The organism is Pseudomonas danubii, assembly GCF_042980055.1.
Taxonomy (GTDB): Bacteria; Pseudomonadota; Gammaproteobacteria; order Pseudomonadales; family Pseudomonadaceae; genus Aquipseudomonas; species Aquipseudomonas danubii.
The window spans coordinates 6,003,411-6,022,296 of record NZ_CP116502.1 but is presented as its reverse complement, the minus strand read 5'-3'; the positions used below and the strand labels follow the sequence as shown (position 1 = coordinate 6,022,296).

The 18,886-nt window shown below is 57.3% G+C and carries 15 protein-coding genes; 11 read left to right on the top strand and 4 right to left on the bottom strand.

Translation table 11 applies throughout. The annotated features are described in order from the left end of the window. Nucleotides 1-358: 358 nt before the first annotated feature. The 4 genes from PFZ56_RS26950 to PFZ56_RS26935 all read right to left on the bottom strand — a co-directional run bounded on the left by PFZ56_RS26950 (nt 359) and on the right by PFZ56_RS26935 (nt 3,924). A complete protein-coding gene (locus PFZ56_RS26950; RefSeq protein WP_102880480.1) occupies nt 359-1,099 on the bottom strand; it encodes a YciK family oxidoreductase in 741 nt (246 codons plus the stop codon). 57 nt (nt 1,100-1,156) lie between these two features. Continuing rightward, nucleotides 1,157-1,828, bottom strand: a complete 672-nt coding sequence (gene mupP, locus PFZ56_RS26945; protein ID WP_102880479.1) for an N-acetylmuramic acid 6-phosphate phosphatase MupP — start codon at nt 1,826-1,828, stop codon at nt 1,157-1,159. Between the two features lie 3 nt (nt 1,829-1,831). Next, nucleotides 1,832-2,530 carry a bifunctional 2-polyprenyl-6-hydroxyphenol methylase/3-demethylubiquinol 3-O-methyltransferase UbiG gene (ubiG, locus tag PFZ56_RS26940; RefSeq protein WP_016964097.1) on the bottom strand — a complete coding sequence of 233 codons (699 nt, stop codon included), beginning with the start codon at nt 2,528-2,530 and terminating at the stop codon, nt 1,832-1,834. A gap of 62 nt (nt 2,531-2,592) precedes the next feature. Beyond that, complete coding sequence (locus PFZ56_RS26935) at nt 2,593-3,924, bottom strand: TRZ/ATZ family hydrolase (RefSeq protein WP_170003865.1); 1,332 nt, start codon at nt 3,922-3,924, stop codon at nt 2,593-2,595. 108 nt (nt 3,925-4,032) lie between these two features. Here PFZ56_RS26935 and mtnA point away from each other — a divergent pair, with 108 nt between their 5' ends. The 11 genes from mtnA to gmd all read left to right on the top strand — a co-directional run bounded on the left by mtnA (nt 4,033) and on the right by gmd (nt 18,885). After that, on the top strand, nt 4,033-5,109 hold the full coding sequence (gene mtnA, locus PFZ56_RS26930; RefSeq protein ID WP_170003863.1) for an S-methyl-5-thioribose-1-phosphate isomerase: 1,077 nt from the start codon (nt 4,033-4,035) through the stop codon (nt 5,107-5,109). A 353-nt stretch (nt 5,110-5,462) separates the two neighbouring features. Next, nucleotides 5,463-8,147 (top strand): DNA gyrase subunit A, encoded by a 2,685-nt coding sequence (gyrA, locus tag PFZ56_RS26925; RefSeq protein WP_170003861.1) that lies wholly within the window; start codon nt 5,463-5,465, stop codon nt 8,145-8,147. A gap of 64 nt (nt 8,148-8,211) precedes the next feature. Beyond that, nucleotides 8,212-9,297 (top strand): 3-phosphoserine/phosphohydroxythreonine transaminase, encoded by a 1,086-nt coding sequence (serC, locus tag PFZ56_RS26920; RefSeq protein ID WP_102880987.1) that lies wholly within the window; start codon nt 8,212-8,214, stop codon nt 9,295-9,297. Further along, complete coding sequence (pheA, locus tag PFZ56_RS26915) at nt 9,297-10,391, top strand: prephenate dehydratase (RefSeq protein WP_016964092.1); 1,095 nt, start codon at nt 9,297-9,299, stop codon at nt 10,389-10,391. The genes serC and pheA overlap by 1 nt, the downstream gene beginning before the upstream one ends. Before the next feature lie 10 nt (nt 10,392-10,401). Then, a complete protein-coding gene (hisC, locus tag PFZ56_RS26910; RefSeq protein WP_110653110.1) occupies nt 10,402-11,514 on the top strand; it encodes a histidinol-phosphate transaminase in 1,113 nt (370 codons plus the stop codon). A gap of 28 nt (nt 11,515-11,542) precedes the next feature. Beyond that, nucleotides 11,543-13,750 (top strand): bifunctional prephenate dehydrogenase/3-phosphoshikimate 1-carboxyvinyltransferase, encoded by a 2,208-nt coding sequence (locus PFZ56_RS26905; RefSeq protein WP_170003871.1) that lies wholly within the window; start codon nt 11,543-11,545, stop codon nt 13,748-13,750. Further along, nucleotides 13,747-14,436, top strand: a complete 690-nt coding sequence (cmk, locus tag PFZ56_RS26900) for a (d)CMP kinase (RefSeq protein WP_011062580.1) — start codon at nt 13,747-13,749, stop codon at nt 14,434-14,436. The genes PFZ56_RS26905 and cmk overlap by 4 nt, the downstream gene beginning before the upstream one ends. Nucleotides 14,437-14,557: 121 nt before the next feature. Then, nucleotides 14,558-16,252 carry a 30S ribosomal protein S1 gene (rpsA, locus tag PFZ56_RS26895; RefSeq protein WP_007931318.1) on the top strand — a complete coding sequence of 565 codons (1,695 nt, stop codon included), beginning with the start codon at nt 14,558-14,560 and terminating at the stop codon, nt 16,250-16,252. 198 nt (nt 16,253-16,450) lie between these two features. After that, the gene (locus PFZ56_RS26890; protein WP_170003859.1) at nt 16,451-16,732 is read left to right on the top strand and encodes a hypothetical protein; all 282 of its coding nucleotides are present in this window, start codon (nt 16,451-16,453) and stop codon (nt 16,730-16,732) included. A gap of 146 nt (nt 16,733-16,878) precedes the next feature. Further along, nucleotides 16,879-17,169, top strand: a complete 291-nt coding sequence (gene ihfB, locus PFZ56_RS26885; RefSeq protein WP_102860853.1) for an integration host factor subunit beta — start codon at nt 16,879-16,881, stop codon at nt 17,167-17,169. Between the two features lie 591 nt (nt 17,170-17,760). Next, nucleotides 17,761-18,885: a GDP-mannose 4,6-dehydratase gene (gene gmd, locus PFZ56_RS26880; RefSeq protein ID WP_102860854.1), complete on the top strand. Its 1,125-nt coding sequence runs from the start codon at nt 17,761-17,763 to the stop codon at nt 18,883-18,885. The last annotated feature ends 1 nt before the right edge of the window (nt 18,886 follow it).

The window sequence follows — 18,886 nt, the reverse complement described above, 5'->3', positions numbered from 1 at the left end:
GCCCCCTGAGCACTATTTACGGTGTTTCTGCCTAGGTGAGAGCGGCTCTGAGCTGCGCGTCATACTGTTCCTTCAGTCCCGTAGGACAATCGCGCATATTTTAGGCCGCTTCGCCTTTGGCTATAAAGCCCTCGGCACAAGCCGTTTCCCGCAGCGTCAATGCACCGTGGGTTGAGTGTTGTTAGAGCGAAACTCGTGCCATTCGGTTCATACGAATAAAACTTGTTTGAATTCAAATGCTTGGTGAGTGTGCGGGAGCACGACTTACCTTGGCCGACATTTGTTTGGCTTGAAACCCGTGGGGGATGGGGCTTGCCAAGGCGTCGCGACAGTATTCTGTCGCGACGAACGGAGAGGGTTACTGTGCGTTGAAAGCCTGGCCGTTGATTCCGGTGCTGTCCGGGCCCATCAGATACAGGTAGACCGGCATGATCTCTTCCGGTGTCGGGTTGTTGCTGGGGTTCTCGCCCGGATAAGCCTGGGCACGCATGCTGGTACGGGTGGCGCCCGGGTTGATGCTGTTGGCACGGACCGGCGCCACAGTGTCCAGCTCATCGGCCAGGGTTTGCATCAGGCCCTCAGTGGCGAACTTGGACACGCCGTAGGCGCCCCAATAGGCCCGACCCTTGCGGCCGACGCTGCTGGAGGTGAACACCACCGAAGCATCCTGGGACAGTTTGAGCAGGGGCAGCAGGGTGCTGGTCAGCATGAACATGGCGTTGACGTTGACTTGCATCACTCGCATGAAGTTTTCCCCCGAGAGCTGCTCCAGCGGCGTGCGAGGGCCAATGATCGAGGCATTGTGCAGCAGGCCGTCGAGGTGGCCGAACTCGGTCTCGATCATCGCTGCCAGTTCGTCGTACTGGTGCGGCAGGGCGGTTTCCAGGTTGAACGGAATCACTACTGGCTGGGGATGGCCAGCCGCTTCGATGGCGTCGTAGACCTCGGTCAGGTTGGCTTCGGTCTTGCCCAGCAAGAGTACAGTGGCGCCGTGGGCGGCAAAGGTCTTGGCGGCGGCGGCGCCGATGCCACGCCCGGCGCCGGTGACCAGAATGACCCGGTCCTTGAGCAGTTCAGGGCGAGCGGAATAATCAAACATAAAAGGCCTCAACAGAAATTCGATCGTCTCCGGCGCTTAGCCGGGAATTGCTGCCGCTTAGCAGCTGCACAATGCGTTATCCAGAACCTGGCGCAGCTCCAGCGGATGGTTGACCACCACGTCGGCGCCCCAGTGCCGGGGATTATCGTCCGGATGGATGTAGCCATAGGTCACGGCGGCGGTCTTGGTGCCGGCGTCGCGGCCGGATTCGATATCCCGCAGATCGTCGCCGACGAACAGTACGGTGGACGGGTCCAGCTCGAGCATCTTGCATGCCAGAATCAGCGGCTCGGGGTCGGGCTTGCTGTTCTTCACGTGGTCGGGACAGATCAGCAGTGCCGAGCGTTCGGCCAGCCCCAGCTGCTGCATGATCGGCTCGGCGAAGCGCAGTGGCTTGTTGGTTACCACCCCCCAGATCAGATTGGCTTTTTCGATATCGGCCAGTAGCTCCGCCATGCCGTCGAAGAGCTTGCTGTGCACGGCGCAATGCTTGAGGTAGCGCTCGAGGAATTCCAGGCGTAACGCCTCGAATCCCGGGGATTCCGGGTCCATGGAAAACGTCACGGCTACCATGGCCTTGGCGCCGCCCGAAACTTCGTCGCGGATATGTTGGTCGGCAATCGGCGGCAGGCCGCGATCACGGCGCATGCCCTGGCAGACTGCGATGAAGTCGGGCGCGGTGTCGAGCAGGGTGCCATCCATATCGAAAAGAACGGCTCTGATGGCCATGTCTCACTCCTCTCGCAGGGTTTGGATCATGTAGTTGACGTCAACGTCCGCTGCCAGTTTGTAGTGCTTGGTCAGGGGGTTGTAGGTCAGGCCGATGATGTCCTTGACGGTCAGGCCGGCAGAGCGGCTCCAGGCGCCGAGTTCCGAAGGACGGATGAACTTCTTGAAATCGTGGGTGCCGCGAGGCAGCAGTTTCATGATGTATTCCGCACCGATGATGGCGAACAGGTAAGCCTTGGGGTTGCGGTTGATGGTGGAGAAGAACACTTGGCCGCCGGGCTTGACCATGCGGAAGCAGGCGCGAATCACCGATGAAGGGTCAGGGACGTGCTCAAGCATTTCCAGGCAGGTAACCACGTCGAACTGCTCAGGCATCTCCTCGGCCAGGGCTTCAGCGGTGATCTGCCGGTATTCGACATTTACGCCGGATTCCAGCTGGTGCAACTGGGCGACCGCCAGAGGTGCCTCACCCATGTCGATCCCGGTCACGGTGGCGCCGCGCTGAGCCATGGCCTCGCTGAGGATGCCGCCGCCACAGCCGACGTCGAGTACCTTCTTGCCGGCCAGTCCGACCCGTTCGTCGATCCAGTTGACCCGAAGCGGGTTGATGTCGTGCAGGGGCTTGAATTCGCTTTCGCGGTCCCACCAGCGATGGGCCAGGGCTTCGAATTTGGCGATTTCAGCGTGGTCGACGTTGCTCATGGGTGATACTCCAAAGCTAAGAAATTCTCTGTTGGGCCTCGAGCGTCCGCTCAAGGTCCGGGTTATTGGGCGTGGCCGCTGATGCGCTGGCCCCAGCTGCGGGCGGTGGCGCTCAGCTGTTGTTCGTCCTGGCGAGTCAGGCGCCGGTCATCCAGCAGTTGCTTGCCGGCGACCCACAGGTGTTTCACGCAGTCCCGGCCAGTGGCGTAGATCAGTTGCGACACAGGGTCGTAAATCGGTTGCTGGGCCAGGCCGGACAGGTCGAAGGCCACCATGTCTGCGGCCTTGCCGATTTCCAGAGAGCCCACTTCGCTTTCCAGTCCCATGGCTCTGGCGCCATTAAGGGTGGCCATGCGCAGGGCGCGATGGGCATCCAGGGCGGTTGCCGAACCAGCCACGGCCTTGGCCAGTAGTGCGGCGGTACGAGTTTCCCCCAGCAGGTCCAGATCGTTGTTGCTGGCCGCACCGTCGGTGCCTACCGCGACGTTGACCCCGGCCTGCCACAGGCGCTCTACCGGGCAGAAGCCGCTGGCCAGTTTCAAGTTGGATTCCGGGCAATGAATGACACTGGTGTTGGTTTCTACCAGTAAAGCCAGGTCGTCATCGCTGATTTGGGTCATATGAACCGCCTGGAAGCGCGGCCCCAGGAGGCCCAGGCGAGCCAGGCGCGCCAGTGGGCGCTCGCCACGCTGCTCCAGGGATTGCTGCACTTCGAACGCGGTTTCATGCACATGCATGTGGATCGAGGCGTCGAGTTCTTCGGCGATCACCCGGATCTTTTCCAGATTCTCATCGCCTACGGTGTAGGGCGCATGGGGACCGAAGGTGATCTTGATCCTTGGGTGATGCTTGAGATCACCAAACAGTTCGACGCCCTGACGAATGGCTTCGTCGGCGTCGTGGGCGCCAGGAATGGGGAAGTCGAGGATCGGTATGGCGATCTGGGCACGTATGCCGCTGTTGTGAACGCGCTCGCTGGCAACCTTCGGAAAGAAGTACATGTCAGAGAAACAGGTGATACCGCCTTTGATCTGCTCGGCGATGGCCAGGTCGGTACCGTCACGGACGAAGGCTTCATCCACCCACTTGGCTTCGGCGGGCCAGATATGCTTTTCCAGCCAAGTCATCAGTGGCAAGTCGTCGGCCAGGCCGCGAAACAGCGTCATGGCTGCGTGCCCGTGGGCATTGACCAGTCCCGGGCTGAGCAGCATGCCGGGCAGTTCGCGAACTTCGGTGGCGCGAAACTTCAACGCCTCGGCTCGCGGGCCGATGAACAGAATACGTCCGTCGCGGATGCCCAGGCCGTGTTCCTTGAGGACGACGCCGGCTGGCTCCACTGGCACCAACCAGGTCGGTAACAGCAGCAGGTCGAGCGCAGTCTCACGGTTCGGCATCGAATATCGGTCCAGGGCTTCATATAAAGGATGGCGAAGTATACCCGAGCGTCTTGGCGGGGGGATCGCTATAATCCGCGGCTTTTGTTCATGAGTACGGGGTGAGGGATGCGCGATCGTCTGTTGGCTGCGGAGAAGGTCAAGGCCATTGATTGGCGGGATAACACTCTGTACCTGCTCGATCAGCGGAACCTGCCCTTCGAGGAGACCTGGGTTGCCTGCGACAGCGCGGCCAGGGTCGCCGAAGCGATTCGTTCAATGGTGGTGCGCGGCGCTCCAGCCATTGGCATCAGCGCAGCTTATGGTCTGGTCCTGGCGGCTCGTGCGCGCTTTGCCGCAGGCGGCGATTGGTTGGCCGCTCTGGAGGCGGATTTTGCCCTGCTGGCGGAGTCCCGCCCGACCGGTGGCAATCTGTTCTGGGCCTTGAATCGCATGCGCGAGCGCCTGGATCGGGTCAAGGACCTGGCTGAGCCGTTGACGGCACTGGAAGCCGAAGCCATGTCGATCCATGAGAGTGATCGTGAGGCCAACCTGACCATGGCTCAGCTGGGCGTGGATTTGATTCGTCGGCACCAAGGCAATCCCCAGGCCTTGTTGACTCATTGCAATACAGGCGCTCTTGCGACCGGCGGCTTCGGCACGGCTCTGGGGGTGATTCGTGCGGCTTGGCTGGAAGGCATGGTGGAGCGAGTTCATGTCGATGAAACCCGGCCCTGGCTCCAAGGGTCGCGCCTGACAGCCTGGGAGTTGGCCAGTGATGGCATTCCTGTGACCTTGAACGCCGACGCTGCCGCCGCCCACATCATGAAGACCAAAGGTGTGACCTGGGTCGTTGTCGGTGCTGACCGAATCGCCGCCAATGGCGATGTGGCGAACAAGATCGGCACCTATCAGCTGGCGGTCAATGCCATGCATCACGGAGTGCGCTTCATGGTGGTGGCCTCCAGTTCGACCATCGACATGAATCTGGCCAGTGGGGACGACATTCCCATCGAGGAGCGCGACGCCGCAGAGTTGCTGGAGCTCGCTGGCAAGCGGGTGGGGGCGGATGTGGAGGTCTTCAATCCGGTGTTCGATGTGACGCCCGCGGACCTGATCGACGCCATCGTCACCGAAAAGGGTGTCGTCGAACGTCCGGATGCAGCAAAGATGGCGCAATTGATGTGCCGTAAGCGCTTGCATTGATGTTCGGCCTCGAAGGTTGCTGTCCATGACTTCCGAGGTGGGCCGCCGAGTCGGAAAAAACACATAAATGTGTGCGAATTTGGCCTCTGAGCCTCTCTCGTCTCTTATCAGGCTGTCACCGGTCAACTAACTATGCTCCATGCGCGTCAGGGGGATAGGTGCGTGGCGGCGATTGTGATAACATCCGGCGGTTTCCAAGGCGGTCCGATGCGACTGCCTTCACTGCGCAAATCCATGGCATAACTTGTTGATTTGTCGTAAGTCGGTGCATGGCACTAGGCCTGCAGCGGCGAGCTTCGTTCGTCCCATATGGATGTGACGAAGTTTCACCAGAAAAAGGAATCAGGCTTCTCATGGGCGAACTGGCCAAAGAAATCCTCCCGGTCAATATCGAAGACGAGCTGAAACAGTCCTACCTCGACTACGCGATGAGCGTAATCGTCGGGCGGGCACTGCCTGATGCGCGCGATGGCTTGAAGCCCGTGCACCGGCGTGTGCTGTACGCGATGAGCGAGCTCGGTAACGACTGGAACAAGCCGTACAAGAAATCTGCCCGTGTTGTCGGTGACGTGATCGGTAAGTATCACCCGCACGGTGATACCGCGGTGTACGACACCATCGTTCGTATGGCCCAGCCATTCTCCCTGCGCTACCTGCTGGTAGACGGCCAGGGTAACTTCGGTTCGGTCGACGGCGACAACGCGGCGGCCATGCGATACACCGAAGTGCGCATGACCAAGCTGGCGCACGAGCTGCTGGCCGACCTGCACAAGGAAACCGTGGACTGGGTGCCGAACTACGACGGCACCGAGATGATCCCGGCGGTCATGCCGACCAAGATCCCCAACCTGCTGGTCAACGGTTCCAGCGGTATTGCCGTGGGCATGGCGACCAACATTCCGCCGCACAACCTCGGTGAAGTCATCGACGGTTGCCTGGCGCTGATCGACAATCCCGAGCTGACTGTCGACGAGCTGATGCAGTACATCCCCGGCCCGGACTTTCCGACCGCAGCGATCATCAACGGTCGTGAAGGCATCATCGAGGCCTATCGCACCGGCCGTGGCCGCATCTACATGCGTGCCCGCTCGATCATCGAAGACATCGACAAGGTGGGTGGCCGCCAGCAGATCGTCATCACCGAGCTGCCTTACCAGCTGAACAAGGCCCGCCTGATCGAGAAGATCGCCGAGCTGGTGAAAGAGAAGAAACTCGAAGGCATCACCGAACTGCGCGATGAGTCCGACAAGGACGGTATGCGCGTGGTCATCGAGCTGCGTCGCGGCGAAGTGCCCGAGGTGATCCTCAACAACCTCTACGCCCAGACCCAGTTGCAAGCCGTGTTCGGCATCAACATCGTGGCGCTGATCGACGGCCGTCCGCGGATCCTCAACCTCAAGGATCTGCTGGAAGCCTTCGTTCGTCACCGTCGCGAAGTGGTGACCCGTCGTACCGTGTTCGAACTGCGCAAGGCGCGTGAGCGTGGCCACATCCTTGAGGGCCAGGCTGTTGCCCTGTCCAACATCGACCCGGTCATTGCCCTGATCAAGGCCTCGCCAACACCGTCGGAAGCCAAGGAAGCGCTGATCAGCACTCCATGGGAATCCAGCGCGGTGATGACCATGGTCGAGCGTGCCGGCGCGGACTCCTGCCGTCCGGAAAACCTTGATCCGCAATACGGTCTGCGTGATGGCAAGTACTTCCTGTCCCCGGAGCAGGCGCAAGCCATTCTGGAGCTGCGTCTGCACCGCCTGACCGGTCTTGAGCACGAAAAACTACTGGCCGAGTACCAGGAGATCCTCAACCAGATCGGCGAGCTGATCCGCATCCTCAACAGCGCCACGCGCCTGATGGAAGTGATCCGCGAAGAGCTGGAGGTGATCCGTGCCGAATACGGCGATGTGCGTCGCACCGAGATCCTCGATGCACGTCTCGATCTGACCCTGGGCGACATGATTCCGGAAGAAGAGCGCGTGGTGACCATTTCCCACGGCGGCTATGCCAAGACCCAGCCCCTGGCTGCGTACCAGGCTCAGCGTCGTGGCGGTAAAGGTAAATCCGCTACTGGCGTCAAGGATGAGGACTACATTGCTCACCTGCTGGTAGCCAACAGTCACACCACGCTGCTGCTGTTCTCCAGCAAGGGCAAGGTGTACTGGCTCAAGACTTACGAAATTCCTGAAGCATCCCGCGCTGCTCGTGGCCGTCCGCTGGTGAACCTGCTGCCGCTGGACGATGGCGAGTACATCACCACCATGCTGCCGGTAGAGGAATACACCGAAGGTCACTACATCTTCATGGCCACCGCCAACGGCACCGTGAAGAAGACCCCGCTGGAATCCTTCAGCCGTCAGCGTAGCGTCGGTTTGATCGCCCTGGAGCTGGACGAAGGCGATGTGCTGATCAGCGCTGCGATTACCGATGGCGAGCGTGAAGTCATGCTGTTCTCCGATGGTGGCAAAGTGACTCGCTTCAAGGAGTCCGACGTGCGTGCCATGGGCCGTACCGCCCGTGGTGTACGCGGTATGCGTCTGGCCGAAGGCCAGAAGCTGATCTCCATGCTGATTCCGGAAGAGGGCAGCCAGATTCTCACCGCCTCCGAGCGTGGTTTCGGCAAGCGCACGGCCATCAGCGAGTTCCCAGAGTACAAGCGTGGCGGTCAGGGCGTTATCGCCATGGTCAGCAACGAGCGTAACGGTCGCCTGGTAGGCGCGGTCCAGGTGCTGGACGGAGAGGAGATCATGCTGATTTCCGATCAGGGCACCCTGGTTCGTACCCGTGTCGACGAAGTGTCGAGCCTGGGCCGTAACACTCAGGGCGTGACCCTGATCAAGCTGGCCAGCGATGAAACCCTGGTAGGCCTGGAGCGGGTGCAGGAGCCATCGGAGATCGAAGGCGAAGAGTACGAAGGTGAAGAGTACGAAGGTGAAGAGGGCGCTGAATTCGAGGGTACCGTGCTGGAAACGGTGGCCGAGCCGGATGATGCAACCGATGGCCAACAGGCAGACGCCGCAGGCGAAGAAGAGTCGAAAGACTAAATAAATCGTAGCAGGGCAGAGTGTTTGCTCTGTCCGCTACCGTGAATGCATAGCGAGAGTGGATGTGAGCAAACGAGCCTATAACTTCTGCGCAGGTCCCGCTGCGCTACCTGAAGCTGTCCTGTTGCGTGCCCAGGCCGAATTGTTGGATTGGCATGGCAAGGGCCTGTCGGTCATGGAGATGAGTCATCGCAGCGATGAGTTCGTCTCCATCGCCACCAAGGCCGAGCAGGATCTGCGTGATCTGCTGAATATCCCCTCGAACTATAAAGTGCTGTTCCTGCAAGGCGGCGCCAGCCAGCAATTTGCCCAGATTCCACTGAATCTGCTGCCTGAAGGCGGTAAGGCCGACTATATCGACACTGGTATCTGGTCGCAGAAAGCCATTGAAGAGGCCTCTCGTTATGGTCAGGTCAATGTCGCGGCCACTGCCAAGCCTTATGACTACTTTGCAATTCCCGGCCAGAACGAATGGCAGCTGTCGAAGGACGCGGCCTACGTGCATTACGCGCCGAACGAAACCATTGGTGGCCTGGAGTTCAGCTGGATTCCAGAAACCGGCGACGTTCCCCTGGTGGCCGACATGTCTTCCGACATCCTCTCGCGCCCCGTGGATATTTCCCGTTTCGGCATGATCTACGCCGGTGCGCAGAAGAACATTGGCCCCAGCGGCATCCTGGTGAACATCATTCGCGAGGATCTGCTGGGTCGTGCCCGTTCCCTGTGCCCGACCATGCTCGACTACAAGGTCGCGGCGGATAACGGCTCGATGTACAACACCCCGCCGACCCTGGCCTGGTACCTGTCCGGCCTGGTGTTCGAATGGCTCAAGGAACAGGGCGGGGTGGAAGCCATCGCCAAGCTCAACGAAGTCAAGCAGCGCACCCTGTATGGCTTCATCGATGCCAGCGGCCTGTACAGCAACCCGATCAACAAGTCCGACCGCTCTTGGATGAACGTGCCGTTCCGTCTGGCCGACGATCGCCTGGACAAGCCGTTCCTGGCTGGCGCCGAGGCTCGTGGCCTGCTCAACCTCAAGGGACACCGCTCGGTGGGCGGCATGCGCGCCTCCATCTATAACGCCGTGGACATCAACGCAGTCAATGCGCTGGTAGCCTACATGGCGGAGTTCGAGAAGGAACATGGCTGATGTCTGAGCAAGAACTCAAGGCCCTGCGCCTGCGCATTGATGCTCTGGACGAGAAGGTCCTGGAGTTGATCAGTGAGCGTGCGCGCTGTGCTCAGGAAGTTGCCCGGGTCAAGATGGCTTCCCTGGCAGAAGGCGAAGTGCCGGTGTTCTATCGTCCCGAGCGCGAGGCTCAGGTGCTCAAGCGGGTGATGGAGCGCAACCAGGGGCCGCTGGGCAATGAAGAGATGGCGCGTTTGTTCCGCGAAATCATGTCTTCGTGCCTGGCGCTGGAGCAGCCGCTGAAGGTGGCTTATCTCGGTCCCGAAGGCACTTTCACCCAGGCTGCGGCCATGAAGCATTTCGGTCATGCGGTGATCAGCAAGCCGATGGCGGCGATCGACGAAGTGTTCCGCGAAGTAGCGGCCGGTGCGGTTAATTTCGGCGTGGTGCCGGTGGAAAACTCCACCGAGGGCGCGGTCAACCATACCCTCGACAGCTTCCTCGAACACGATATGGTTATCTGCGGCGAAGTCGAGCTGCGTATCCACCACCATCTGCTGGTGGGCGAGAACACCAAGACCGACAGCATCAGCCGTATCTATTCCCATGCCCAGTCCCTGGCCCAGTGCCGCAAGTGGCTGGACGCCCATTATCCGAATGTCGAGCGCGTGGCGGTGTCCAGCAACGCTGAGGCGGCCAAACGGGTCAAGGGTGAATGGAATTCGGCGGCCATCGCTGGGGATATGGCAGCGGGTCTGTATGGCCTGACGCGACTGGCAGAGAAAATCGAGGATCGTCCGGACAACTCCACGCGCTTCTTGATGATCGGTAATCAGGAAGTGCCGCCGACTGGCGACGACAAGACCTCGATCATTGTCTCCATGAGCAACAAGCCCGGTGCGTTGCACGAGCTGCTGGTGCCGTTCCACGACAACGGCATCGACCTGACGCGCATCGAGACCCGACCCTCGCGCAGCGGCAAATGGACCTATGTGTTCTTCATCGACTTCGTTGGCCACCACCGTGATCCGTTGATCAAGGATGTGCTGGAGAAGATCAGTCAGGAAGCAGTGGCACTCAAGGTGCTGGGTTCCTACCCGAAAGCGGTTCTCTGAGGCTTTAACAATGAGTGGCGACTTCCTCGCACTGGCACAACCAGGCGTGCAACAACTTTCGCCTTACGTTCCGGGCAAGCCCGTGGACGAATTGGCTCGTGAGCTGGACATCGATCCGGCCACTATCGTCAAGCTGGCAAGCAATGAAAATCCGTTGGGCGCCAGCCCCAAGGCGCTAGCAGCTATTCGCGACGAGCTGGCGGAGCTGACCCGTTACCCTGATGGCAACGGCTTTGCTCTCAAGTCCCTGTTGGCCGAGCGCTGTGGTGTAGAGATCCAGCAGGTAACCCTGGGTAACGGCTCCAACGACATTCTGGAGTTGGTGGCTCGCGCCTATCTGGCGCCAGGCCTGAATGCCGTGTTCAGTGAACACGCGTTTGCCGTCTACCCCATCGTGACCCAGGCGGTCGGTGCCCAGGCAAAAGTAATTCCCGCCAACAACTGGGGGCACGATTTGCCGGCCATGCTCCAGGCGATCGATGAGCAGACCCGTGTGGTGTTCATCGCTAATCCGAACAACCCGACAGGGACCTGGTTCAGCGCCGAGGCGCTGGATGAGTTTCTTCAGGACGTGCCTGCCCATGTCTTGGTAGTGCTGGATGAGGCCTATATCGAGTATGCCGAAGGCAGCGACCTGCCGGACGGTCTGGACTTTCTGGCAGCCTACCCGAACCTGCTGGTGTCACGGACCTTTTCCAAGGCCTATGGTCTGGCGGCCTTGCGGGTTGGTTATGGTCTCTCGACCCCGGTGGTGGCGGATGTGCTGAATCGGGTGCGTCAGCCATTCAATGTCAACAGCCTGGCTTTGGCGGCGTCCTGTGCCGCCTTGCAGGACGAGGATTACCTGGCTGAGAGCCGTCGATTGAATGAGTCGGGCATGCAGCAGCTGGAGGCGGGTTTCCGCGATCTGGGGTTGAGCTGGATCCCTTCCAAGGGCAATTTCATCGCCGTGGATCTGGGGCGTGAAGCTGCGCCAGTGTTCCAGGGGTTGTTGCGTGAAGGTGTGATTGTGCGTCCGGTGGCTAACTACGGCATGCCGAACCATTTGCGCGTCACCATTGGCTTGCCTGCGGAAAACACTCGCTTCCTTGAGGCTTTGGCCAAGGTTCTGGCCCGTGGTTGATGTCATTCCAATGCAATCTGCTGTGCCTATGATCGGTCGCCTGGTGGTGATCGGCCTGGGGTTGATTGGTGGCTCCTTTGCCAAGGGGTTGCGCGAAAGTGGTGTATGTCGCGAAGTGGTCGGTGTCGATCTGGACCCGCAGTCCCGCCAGTTGGCGGTTGAGCTGGGGGTGGTGGATCGCTGTGAGGAGGACTTGGCTCTGGCTTGCCAGGGGGCCGATGTGATTCAGCTCGCGGTACCGATTCTGGCCATGGAAAAACTGCTGGCACTGTTGGCCGGCATGGATCTGGGGTCGGCGGTGCTGACCGATGTTGGCAGTGCCAAGGGTAATGTGGTGCGTGCGGCGCAGGCGGCCTTTGCGGGTATGCCAGCTCGGTTCGTCCCGGGGCATCCTATTGCCGGCTCCGAGCAGAGCGGCGTCGAAGCCTCTAATGCGCAGTTGTTCCGTCGTCACAAGGTGATCCTGACGCCTCTGGAGCAAACCGATCCTGCCGCGCTGGATCTGGTCGACAAGCTTTGGCGTGAGTTGGGGGCTGATGTCGAGCACATGCAGGTCGAGCGCCACGACGAAGTTCTGGCAGCGACCAGTCACCTGCCGCACTTACTGGCATTTGGTCTGGTCGACTCCCTGGCCAAGCGCAGTGAAAATCTCGACATCTTCCGTTACGCTGCGGGCGGGTTCCGCGATTTCACGAGAATCGCCGGCAGCGACCCGGTCATGTGGCACGACATCTTCCTCGCCAACCGCGAAGCAGTTCTGCGCACACTCGATACATTTCGCAACGATCTCGACGCCTTGCGCGACGCGGTCAATGCAGGGGACGGGCATCAGTTGTTGGGCGTATTCACTCGCGCCCGGGTTGCCCGCGAGCATTTCGGTAAAATCCTGGCCCGCCGGGCCTATGTGGACGCTATGAACTCCAACGATCTGATTTTCCTGGCAAATCCTGGTGGCCGCCTGTCTGGGCGGATTCGTGTACCGGGCGACAAATCGATTTCCCACCGTTCGATCATGCTTGGCTCCCTGGCTGAGGGCACCACCGAAGTCGAGGGGTTTCTCGAGGGTGAGGATGCTCTGGCGACGCTGCAGGCCTTCCGCGATATGGGGGTGGTCATCGAAGGTCCGCACCATGGGCGTGTGACTATTCATGGTGTTGGTCTGAATGGCTTGAAGCCAGCGCCGGGCCCGATCTATCTGGGTAACTCCGGCACTTCGATGCGCCTGCTCTCCGGTCTGCTGGCTGCGCAGAGCTTCGACAGCACCCTCACGGGGGACCCCTCGCTGTCCAAGCGTCCGATGAATCGCGTGGCCAACCCGCTGCGGGAAATGGGTGCGGTGATCGAGACAGCGGCCGAAGGTCGCCCGCCAATGGTGATTCGTGGTGGTCACAAGCTCAAAGGGCTGACCTACACCTTGCCAATGGCCAGTGCCCAGGTTAAGTCCTGTCTGCTGTTGGCTGGCTTGTATGCTGAGGGGAAGACCACAGTCACAGAGCCAGCACCGACCCGCGACCATACTGAACGTATGCTGCGTGGTTTTGGCTACCCGGTGAGTGTTGACGGTGCAACTGCATCGGTTGAGTCGGGCGGTAAGCTCAAGGCAACTCATATCGAAGTCCCTGCAGACATTTCTTCTGCGGCGTTCTTTCTGGTAGCTGCTTCCATCGCCGAAGGCTCTGAGTTGGTGCTGGAGCATGTGGGAATCAACCCGACCCGTACTGGCGTGATAGATATCCTGCGCCTCATGGGCGCTGATATTCGTCTGGAAAACCAGCGCGAAGTCGGCGGTGAGCCGGTTGCCGATTTGCATGTGCGTGCTGCCAAGCTCAAGGGGATCGAGATTCCTGAAGAGTTGGTTCCATTGGCGATCGACGAATTCCCTGTGCTATTCGTGGCTGCCGCCTGCGCCGAAGGGCGTACTGTGCTGCGTGGCGCGGAAGAGCTGCGGGTCAAGGAGTCCGATCGTATCCAGGTAATGGCTGATGGCTTGCTGACCTTGGGAGTCAAGTGTGAGCCGACTCCTGACGGCATCATTATTGAGGGTGGCCAGATTGGGGGCGGTGAAGTGCATGGTCATGGTGATCACCGTATCGCCATGGCATTCAGCGTTGCTTCGTTGCGTGCCAATGCGCCGATTCGTATCCACGACTGTGCGAACGTTGCTACCTCGTTCCCGAACTTTCTTGCGTTGTGCGCGCAGGTGGGGATTCGTGTCGCGCAAGAGGCTCAGTCGTGAATATCAAGGCGCCCGTGATCACCATTGATGGGCCAAGTGGTTCAGGTAAAGGCACCATTGCTGGCAAGCTGGCCAAGCATCTGGGTTGGTGCCTGCTGGACTCCGGGGCTCTTTACCGGCTGCTGGCTTTCGCCGCACGCAATCATGGCGTTGACCTGACTAACGAAGAGTCGCTGAAGTTGTTGGCGGCTCATCTGGATGTGCAGTTTCTCGGTGCCACTGAAAATCATCCACAGCGGATCATCCTCGAGGGCGATGATGTGACCGACGACCTGCGCAATGAGCAGGTTGGAGCCTGGGCGTCTCAAGTGGCAGCGCTGCCGGCTGTGCGTGATGCCTTGTTACAGCGTCAGCGTGCATTCCAAGAGCCGCCGGGCCTGGTTGCGGATGGTCGCGACATGGGCACCGTGGTGTTTCCTGATGCGCCATTGAAGATTTTCCTGACTGCCAGTGCCGAGGAGCGTGCTCGTCGGCGCTACTTGCAGTTGAAGGGAAAAGTCGATGGTGTTAGTCTGTCGAGTCTGCTAGATGAGATACGTGCGCGCGACGAGCGCGACACCCAGCGAGCGGTAGCCCCGCTCAAGCCGGCGGCCGACGCCATACAGCTGGATTCCACGGAGTTGTCCATCGATCAGGTGTTGCAACGCATCTTGAGTGAGATCGCCATCCGCGATATCGCCGGGTGAACAAGGAGGGTCGCGGGGGACCAGTCATAGTCCTGCGATCTTTCTTTTATATGAACGTAACCCACATTGTCTGGGATGTGGCAGATGGGCGTATTCTTCGCCCTTATCAACAGGAATTAAAATGAGCGAAAGCTTTGCGGAACTCTTTGAAGAAAGCCTAAAAACCCTGAACCTTCAGGCAGGCTCCATCATCACCGGTGTTATCGTCGACATCGACTACCAAGCGCGTTGGGTAACCGTTCACGCTGGTCTGAAGTCTGAGGCACTGATCCCGCTTGAGCAGTTCTACAACGATGCTGGCGAACTGTCCATCAATGTTGGTGATGAAGTTCACGTTGCTCTGGATTCGGTTGAAGACGGTTTCGGTGAAACCAAGCTCTCCCGTGAAAAAGCCAAGCGCGCTGAATGCTGGATCGTTCTGGAAGCAGCCTTCGCAGCCGAAGAAGTGGTCAAGGGCGTTATCAACGGTAAGGTTAAAGGCGGCTTCACAGTCGACGTTAACGGCATCCGTGCGTTCCTGCCAGGTTCTCTGGTTGACGTCCGTCCAGTGCGCGACACCACGCACCTGGAAGGCAAAGAGCTCGAGTTTAAAGTCATCAAACTCGACCAGAAACGCAACAACGTTGTCGTTTCCCGTCGTAGCGTCCTCGAAGCCGAGAACTCCGCTGAGCGTGAAGCTCTGTTGGAATCCCTGCAGGAAGGTCAGCAAGTCAAAGGTATCGTCAAGAACCTCACTGACTACGGCGCATTCGTTGATCTGGGCGGCGTCGATGGCCTGCTGCACATCACTGACATGGCTTGGAAGCGTATCAAGCATCCTTCCGAAATCGTCAACGTTGGCGACGAGATCGATGTCAAGGTTCTGAAGTACGATCGCGAACGCAATCGTGTTTCCCTGGGCCTGAAGCAACTGGGCGAAGATCCATGGGTTGCTATCAAGGCTCGTTACCCAGAAAGCACCCGCGTTACCGCTCGTGTAACCAACCTGACCGACTACGGCTGCTTCGCTGAGCTGGAAGAAGGCGTGGAAGGCCTGGTGCACGTTTCGGAAATGGACTGGACCAACAAGAACATCCATCCTTCGAAAGTCGTACAAGTCGGCGACGAAGTGGAAGTTATGGTTCTGGACATCGACGAAGAGCGTCGTCGTATCTCCCTCGGCATCAAGCAGTGCAAGTCCAACCCATGGGAAGACTTCTCTGGCCAGTTCAACAAGGGCGATAAGATCTCCGGCACCATCAAGTCGATCACCGATTTCGGTATCTTCATTGGTCTGGACGGCGGCATCGACGGTCTGGTTCACCTGTCCGACATCTCCTGGAACGAAGTGGGCGAAGAAGCCGTACGTCGCTTCAAGAAGGGCGACGAGCTGGACACCGTTATCCTGTCGGTTGACCCAGAGCGCGAGCGTATCTCCCTGGGTATCAAGCAACTGGAAAGCGATCCGTTCTCCGAGTACGTTCAAGAGAACGACAAAGGCGCAATCGTTAAGGGTGTTGTAAAAGAAGTTGACGCCAAAGGCGCCATCATCACCCTGGCTAACGATATCGAAGCTACTCTGAAAGCCTCCGAAATCAGCCGCGACCGCATCGAAGATGCGCGTAACGTTCTGAAAGAAGGCGAAGAAGTTGAAGCCAAGATCATCAGCGTTGACCGTAAGAGCCGTGTAATCCAGCTCTCGATCAAGTCGAAAGACGTTGAAGACGAGAAAGAAGCTATCCAGAGCCTGCGCGACAAGCCAGCTGCTTCGGATATCGCTGCTGGTCCTACCACTCTGGGTGACCTGCTGCGTGCACAGATGGAAAAGCAGAACTAAGTTCTGTCAGACCATAAAAAGGGCGACTTCGGTCGCTCTTTTTTTTGCTCCAAAATCGTTAGTTTGAGAGTTCTCCGCAAGGGAAACCAACACGTACCGTGAGCTGTCTCTTTCTTAGGTGGCCGGCTGCATATTCGGAGCTAGGCTTTGCCTTGGATGTGCATCATTCGAGCAGCAGGGGCTGCTATAAGGAAGAGCATGAGCAGGCTGGTTATGATTATTTTGGTTCTTTTGTTGGTTGGTTGTGCGACCAATGTAAAGACTCATGCTGTTCGTGGGGTCAGTGGTATTGAGATCGATTGTTCAGGTTTGGGAGCGGATTGGGGGCAGTGCTACAGGCGTGCTGCGAGCGAATGTAAGGCTGGTGGTTACAAAATCATCACTAAGTCGAGCGACGCCAAGGACGAGGAGGGGGATTATCCCTTCGGCTGGAACCCGGCGGGGTACCTCGCGCGTACGATGCTCGTGATGTGTCGATAGAAAGGCCTGAGTTTACATCTCTGCGTCTCTATCGCTGGCAAAAGGAGTTTGTGTTATCTACGCAGTTCTTGGGCTGTTCAAAACCTTCAGAGCATGCTAAAACCTTTTGAGCACTGACCTAGCTGCTTGAAAAAGAAGGGAAAAATATGACGAAGTCGGAGTTGATCGAACGAATTGTCACCCATCAAGGGCTGCTGTCATCCAAGGATGTCGAGTTGGCTATCAAGACTATGCTTGAGCAAATGTCTCAGTGTCTGGCTACTGGGGATCGAATAGAGATTCGAGGGTTTGGTAGTTTTTCCCTTCATTACCGTGCTCCGCGTGTTGGGCGTAATCCTAAAACAGGTCAATCTGTTAGTTTGGATGGGAAGTTTGTGCCTCACTTTAAGCCGGGTAAGGAATTAAGGGATAGAGTCAATGAGGATGATATTATCTAATGGTCTTCATTTTTTATTCGGGTGCCGTAAATGCATTATGGTGCTGATTTGAAATTGGAGTAGATAAGTATGCCAGAGTGAATTTCTTCTTCGTGAGAAATTTTATTTTGGGGGGATGTAATTTTTTGCCGAAGTATTCAGTGGTTTTTGCTAGATTGCCCACCCACATGCTTTATATTTTGAGTTTTCAGATCATCGCTAGTTGATTTGGTCAGCAGTAGCCTCTAATAGCATCCTTGTATGAAGGTTGCCCATCCTAGGTGCAAAATAACGCTGGAATTGTACGGCTCCTATTGCTAGGGTTCTGCTTGTTTTTTAGATGAGTATGCGCTCTTAGACGTTTCGATATTGCAAGAGTGTAAAACTGGCATCAAAATACAATGATGCTACATGGTATATACCCAAGCATTGTTAGTCGAAGAGATTCTGTTGGTGATGAAAATGTGTAGGCTCATCTTCGTATCTGTCAAGGGCTTTCAGTTGCGCCATTATGCCGTTCTTTGTTTTTTCGGATAATTATCTTCTGTTGACATTTTTTTTTGCTTGTGATTTTTTTTTGCAATATCAGAACTATAGATTTAGGAAGTGGAAATGACAGCTAAAAAAGCATTGATTACTGGTATTACGGGGCAGGACGGATCATACCTGGCAGAGTTTCTGCTGGAAAAGGGTTATGAGGTCCACGGTATCAAGCGTCGTGCTTCTTCCTTTAATACCCAAAGAGTAGATCATATTTATCAAGATCCACATGTTGATGATCAGCGTTTTATTTTGCATTATGGTGATTTAACTGATTCTTCAAATCTGACCCGGATTATTCAAGAAGTTAAACCTGATGAGGTCTACAACTTAGGGGCTCAGTCCCATGTTGCTGTAAGTTTTGAGTCTCCTGAATATACTGCGGATGTTGATGCAATGGGGACGCTGCGTATCTTAGAGGCAATCCGTTTATTGGGGCTGGAGAAAAAAACCCGTTTTTATCAAGCTTCAACCTCGGAGCTTTATGGGCTAGTTCAGGAGGTTCCGCAGCGTGAAACAACTCCATTTTATCCACGGTCCCCATATGCTGTTGCAAAACTATATGCTTACTGGATTGTTGTAAACTACAGAGAGGCATATGGAATGTATGCCTGTAACGGAATTCTTTTTAATCATGAATCGCCACGTCGCGGTGAAACCTTTGTTACTCGAAAAATTACTCGGGGATTAGCCAATATTGCTCAAGGTCTCGAGCAGTGTTTGTATATGGGGAATATGGATGCACTTCGTGACTGGGGGCATGCCAAAGATTACGTACGCATGCAATGGATGATGCTTCAGCAAGATAAGCCTGAAGATTTTGTAATAGCTACTGGTGTGCAATATTCTGTTCGTGATTTTATTTTATGGTCTGCCGCCGAGCTAGGAATAAAAATTCGTTTTGAGGGAAGTGGCCTAGAAGAAAAAGGCTTCATTGAGTCTATCGTGGGGGATAGCGCTCCGTCGTTGAAGCCGGGCGACGTGATTGTGCGTATCGATCCGCGCTACTTCCGTCCTGCCGAAGTGGAAACATTGTTAGGTGATCCTACTAAAGCTAAAGTGAAGTTAGGCTGGACTCCAGAAATTACAGCTCAAGAAATGTGTGCTGAGATGATCTGTGAAGATCTTAAGGTAGCCAAACGACATGCGCTGCTGAAGAAACATGGTTACGATCTGCCTGTTTCTTTGGAGAACTGAT

Excerpts from the sequence above, each read along its gene's own strand:
- PFZ56_RS26890 (WP_170003859.1), top strand. The coding sequence starts at position 16,451 with ATGAGCAGGCTGGTTATGATTATTTTGGTTCTTTTGTTGGTTGGTTGT.
- PFZ56_RS26935 (WP_170003865.1), bottom strand. The coding sequence starts at position 3,924 with ATGCCGAACCGTGAGACTGCGCTCGACCTGCTGCTGTTACCGACCTGG.
- hisC (WP_110653110.1), top strand. The coding sequence starts at position 10,402 with ATGAGTGGCGACTTCCTCGCACTGGCACAACCAGGCGTGCAACAACTT.
- pheA (WP_016964092.1), top strand. The coding sequence starts at position 9,297 with ATGTCTGAGCAAGAACTCAAGGCCCTGCGCCTGCGCATTGATGCTCTG.
- mupP (WP_102880479.1), bottom strand. The coding sequence starts at position 1,828 with ATGGCCATCAGAGCCGTTCTTTTCGATATGGATGGCACCCTGCTCGAC.
- ihfB (WP_102860853.1), top strand. The coding sequence starts at position 16,879 with ATGACGAAGTCGGAGTTGATCGAACGAATTGTCACCCATCAAGGGCTG.
- rpsA (WP_007931318.1), top strand. The coding sequence starts at position 14,558 with ATGAGCGAAAGCTTTGCGGAACTCTTTGAAGAAAGCCTAAAAACCCTG.
- PFZ56_RS26905 (WP_170003871.1), top strand. The coding sequence starts at position 11,543 with ATGATCGGTCGCCTGGTGGTGATCGGCCTGGGGTTGATTGGTGGCTCC.
- mtnA (WP_170003863.1), top strand. The coding sequence starts at position 4,033 with ATGCGCGATCGTCTGTTGGCTGCGGAGAAGGTCAAGGCCATTGATTGG.
- gyrA (WP_170003861.1), top strand. The coding sequence starts at position 5,463 with ATGGGCGAACTGGCCAAAGAAATCCTCCCGGTCAATATCGAAGACGAG.
- PFZ56_RS26950 (WP_102880480.1), bottom strand. The coding sequence starts at position 1,099 with ATGTTTGATTATTCCGCTCGCCCTGAACTGCTCAAGGACCGGGTCATT.
- ubiG (WP_016964097.1), bottom strand. The coding sequence starts at position 2,530 with ATGAGCAACGTCGACCACGCTGAAATCGCCAAATTCGAAGCCCTGGCC.
- gmd (WP_102860854.1), top strand. The coding sequence starts at position 17,761 with ATGACAGCTAAAAAAGCATTGATTACTGGTATTACGGGGCAGGACGGA.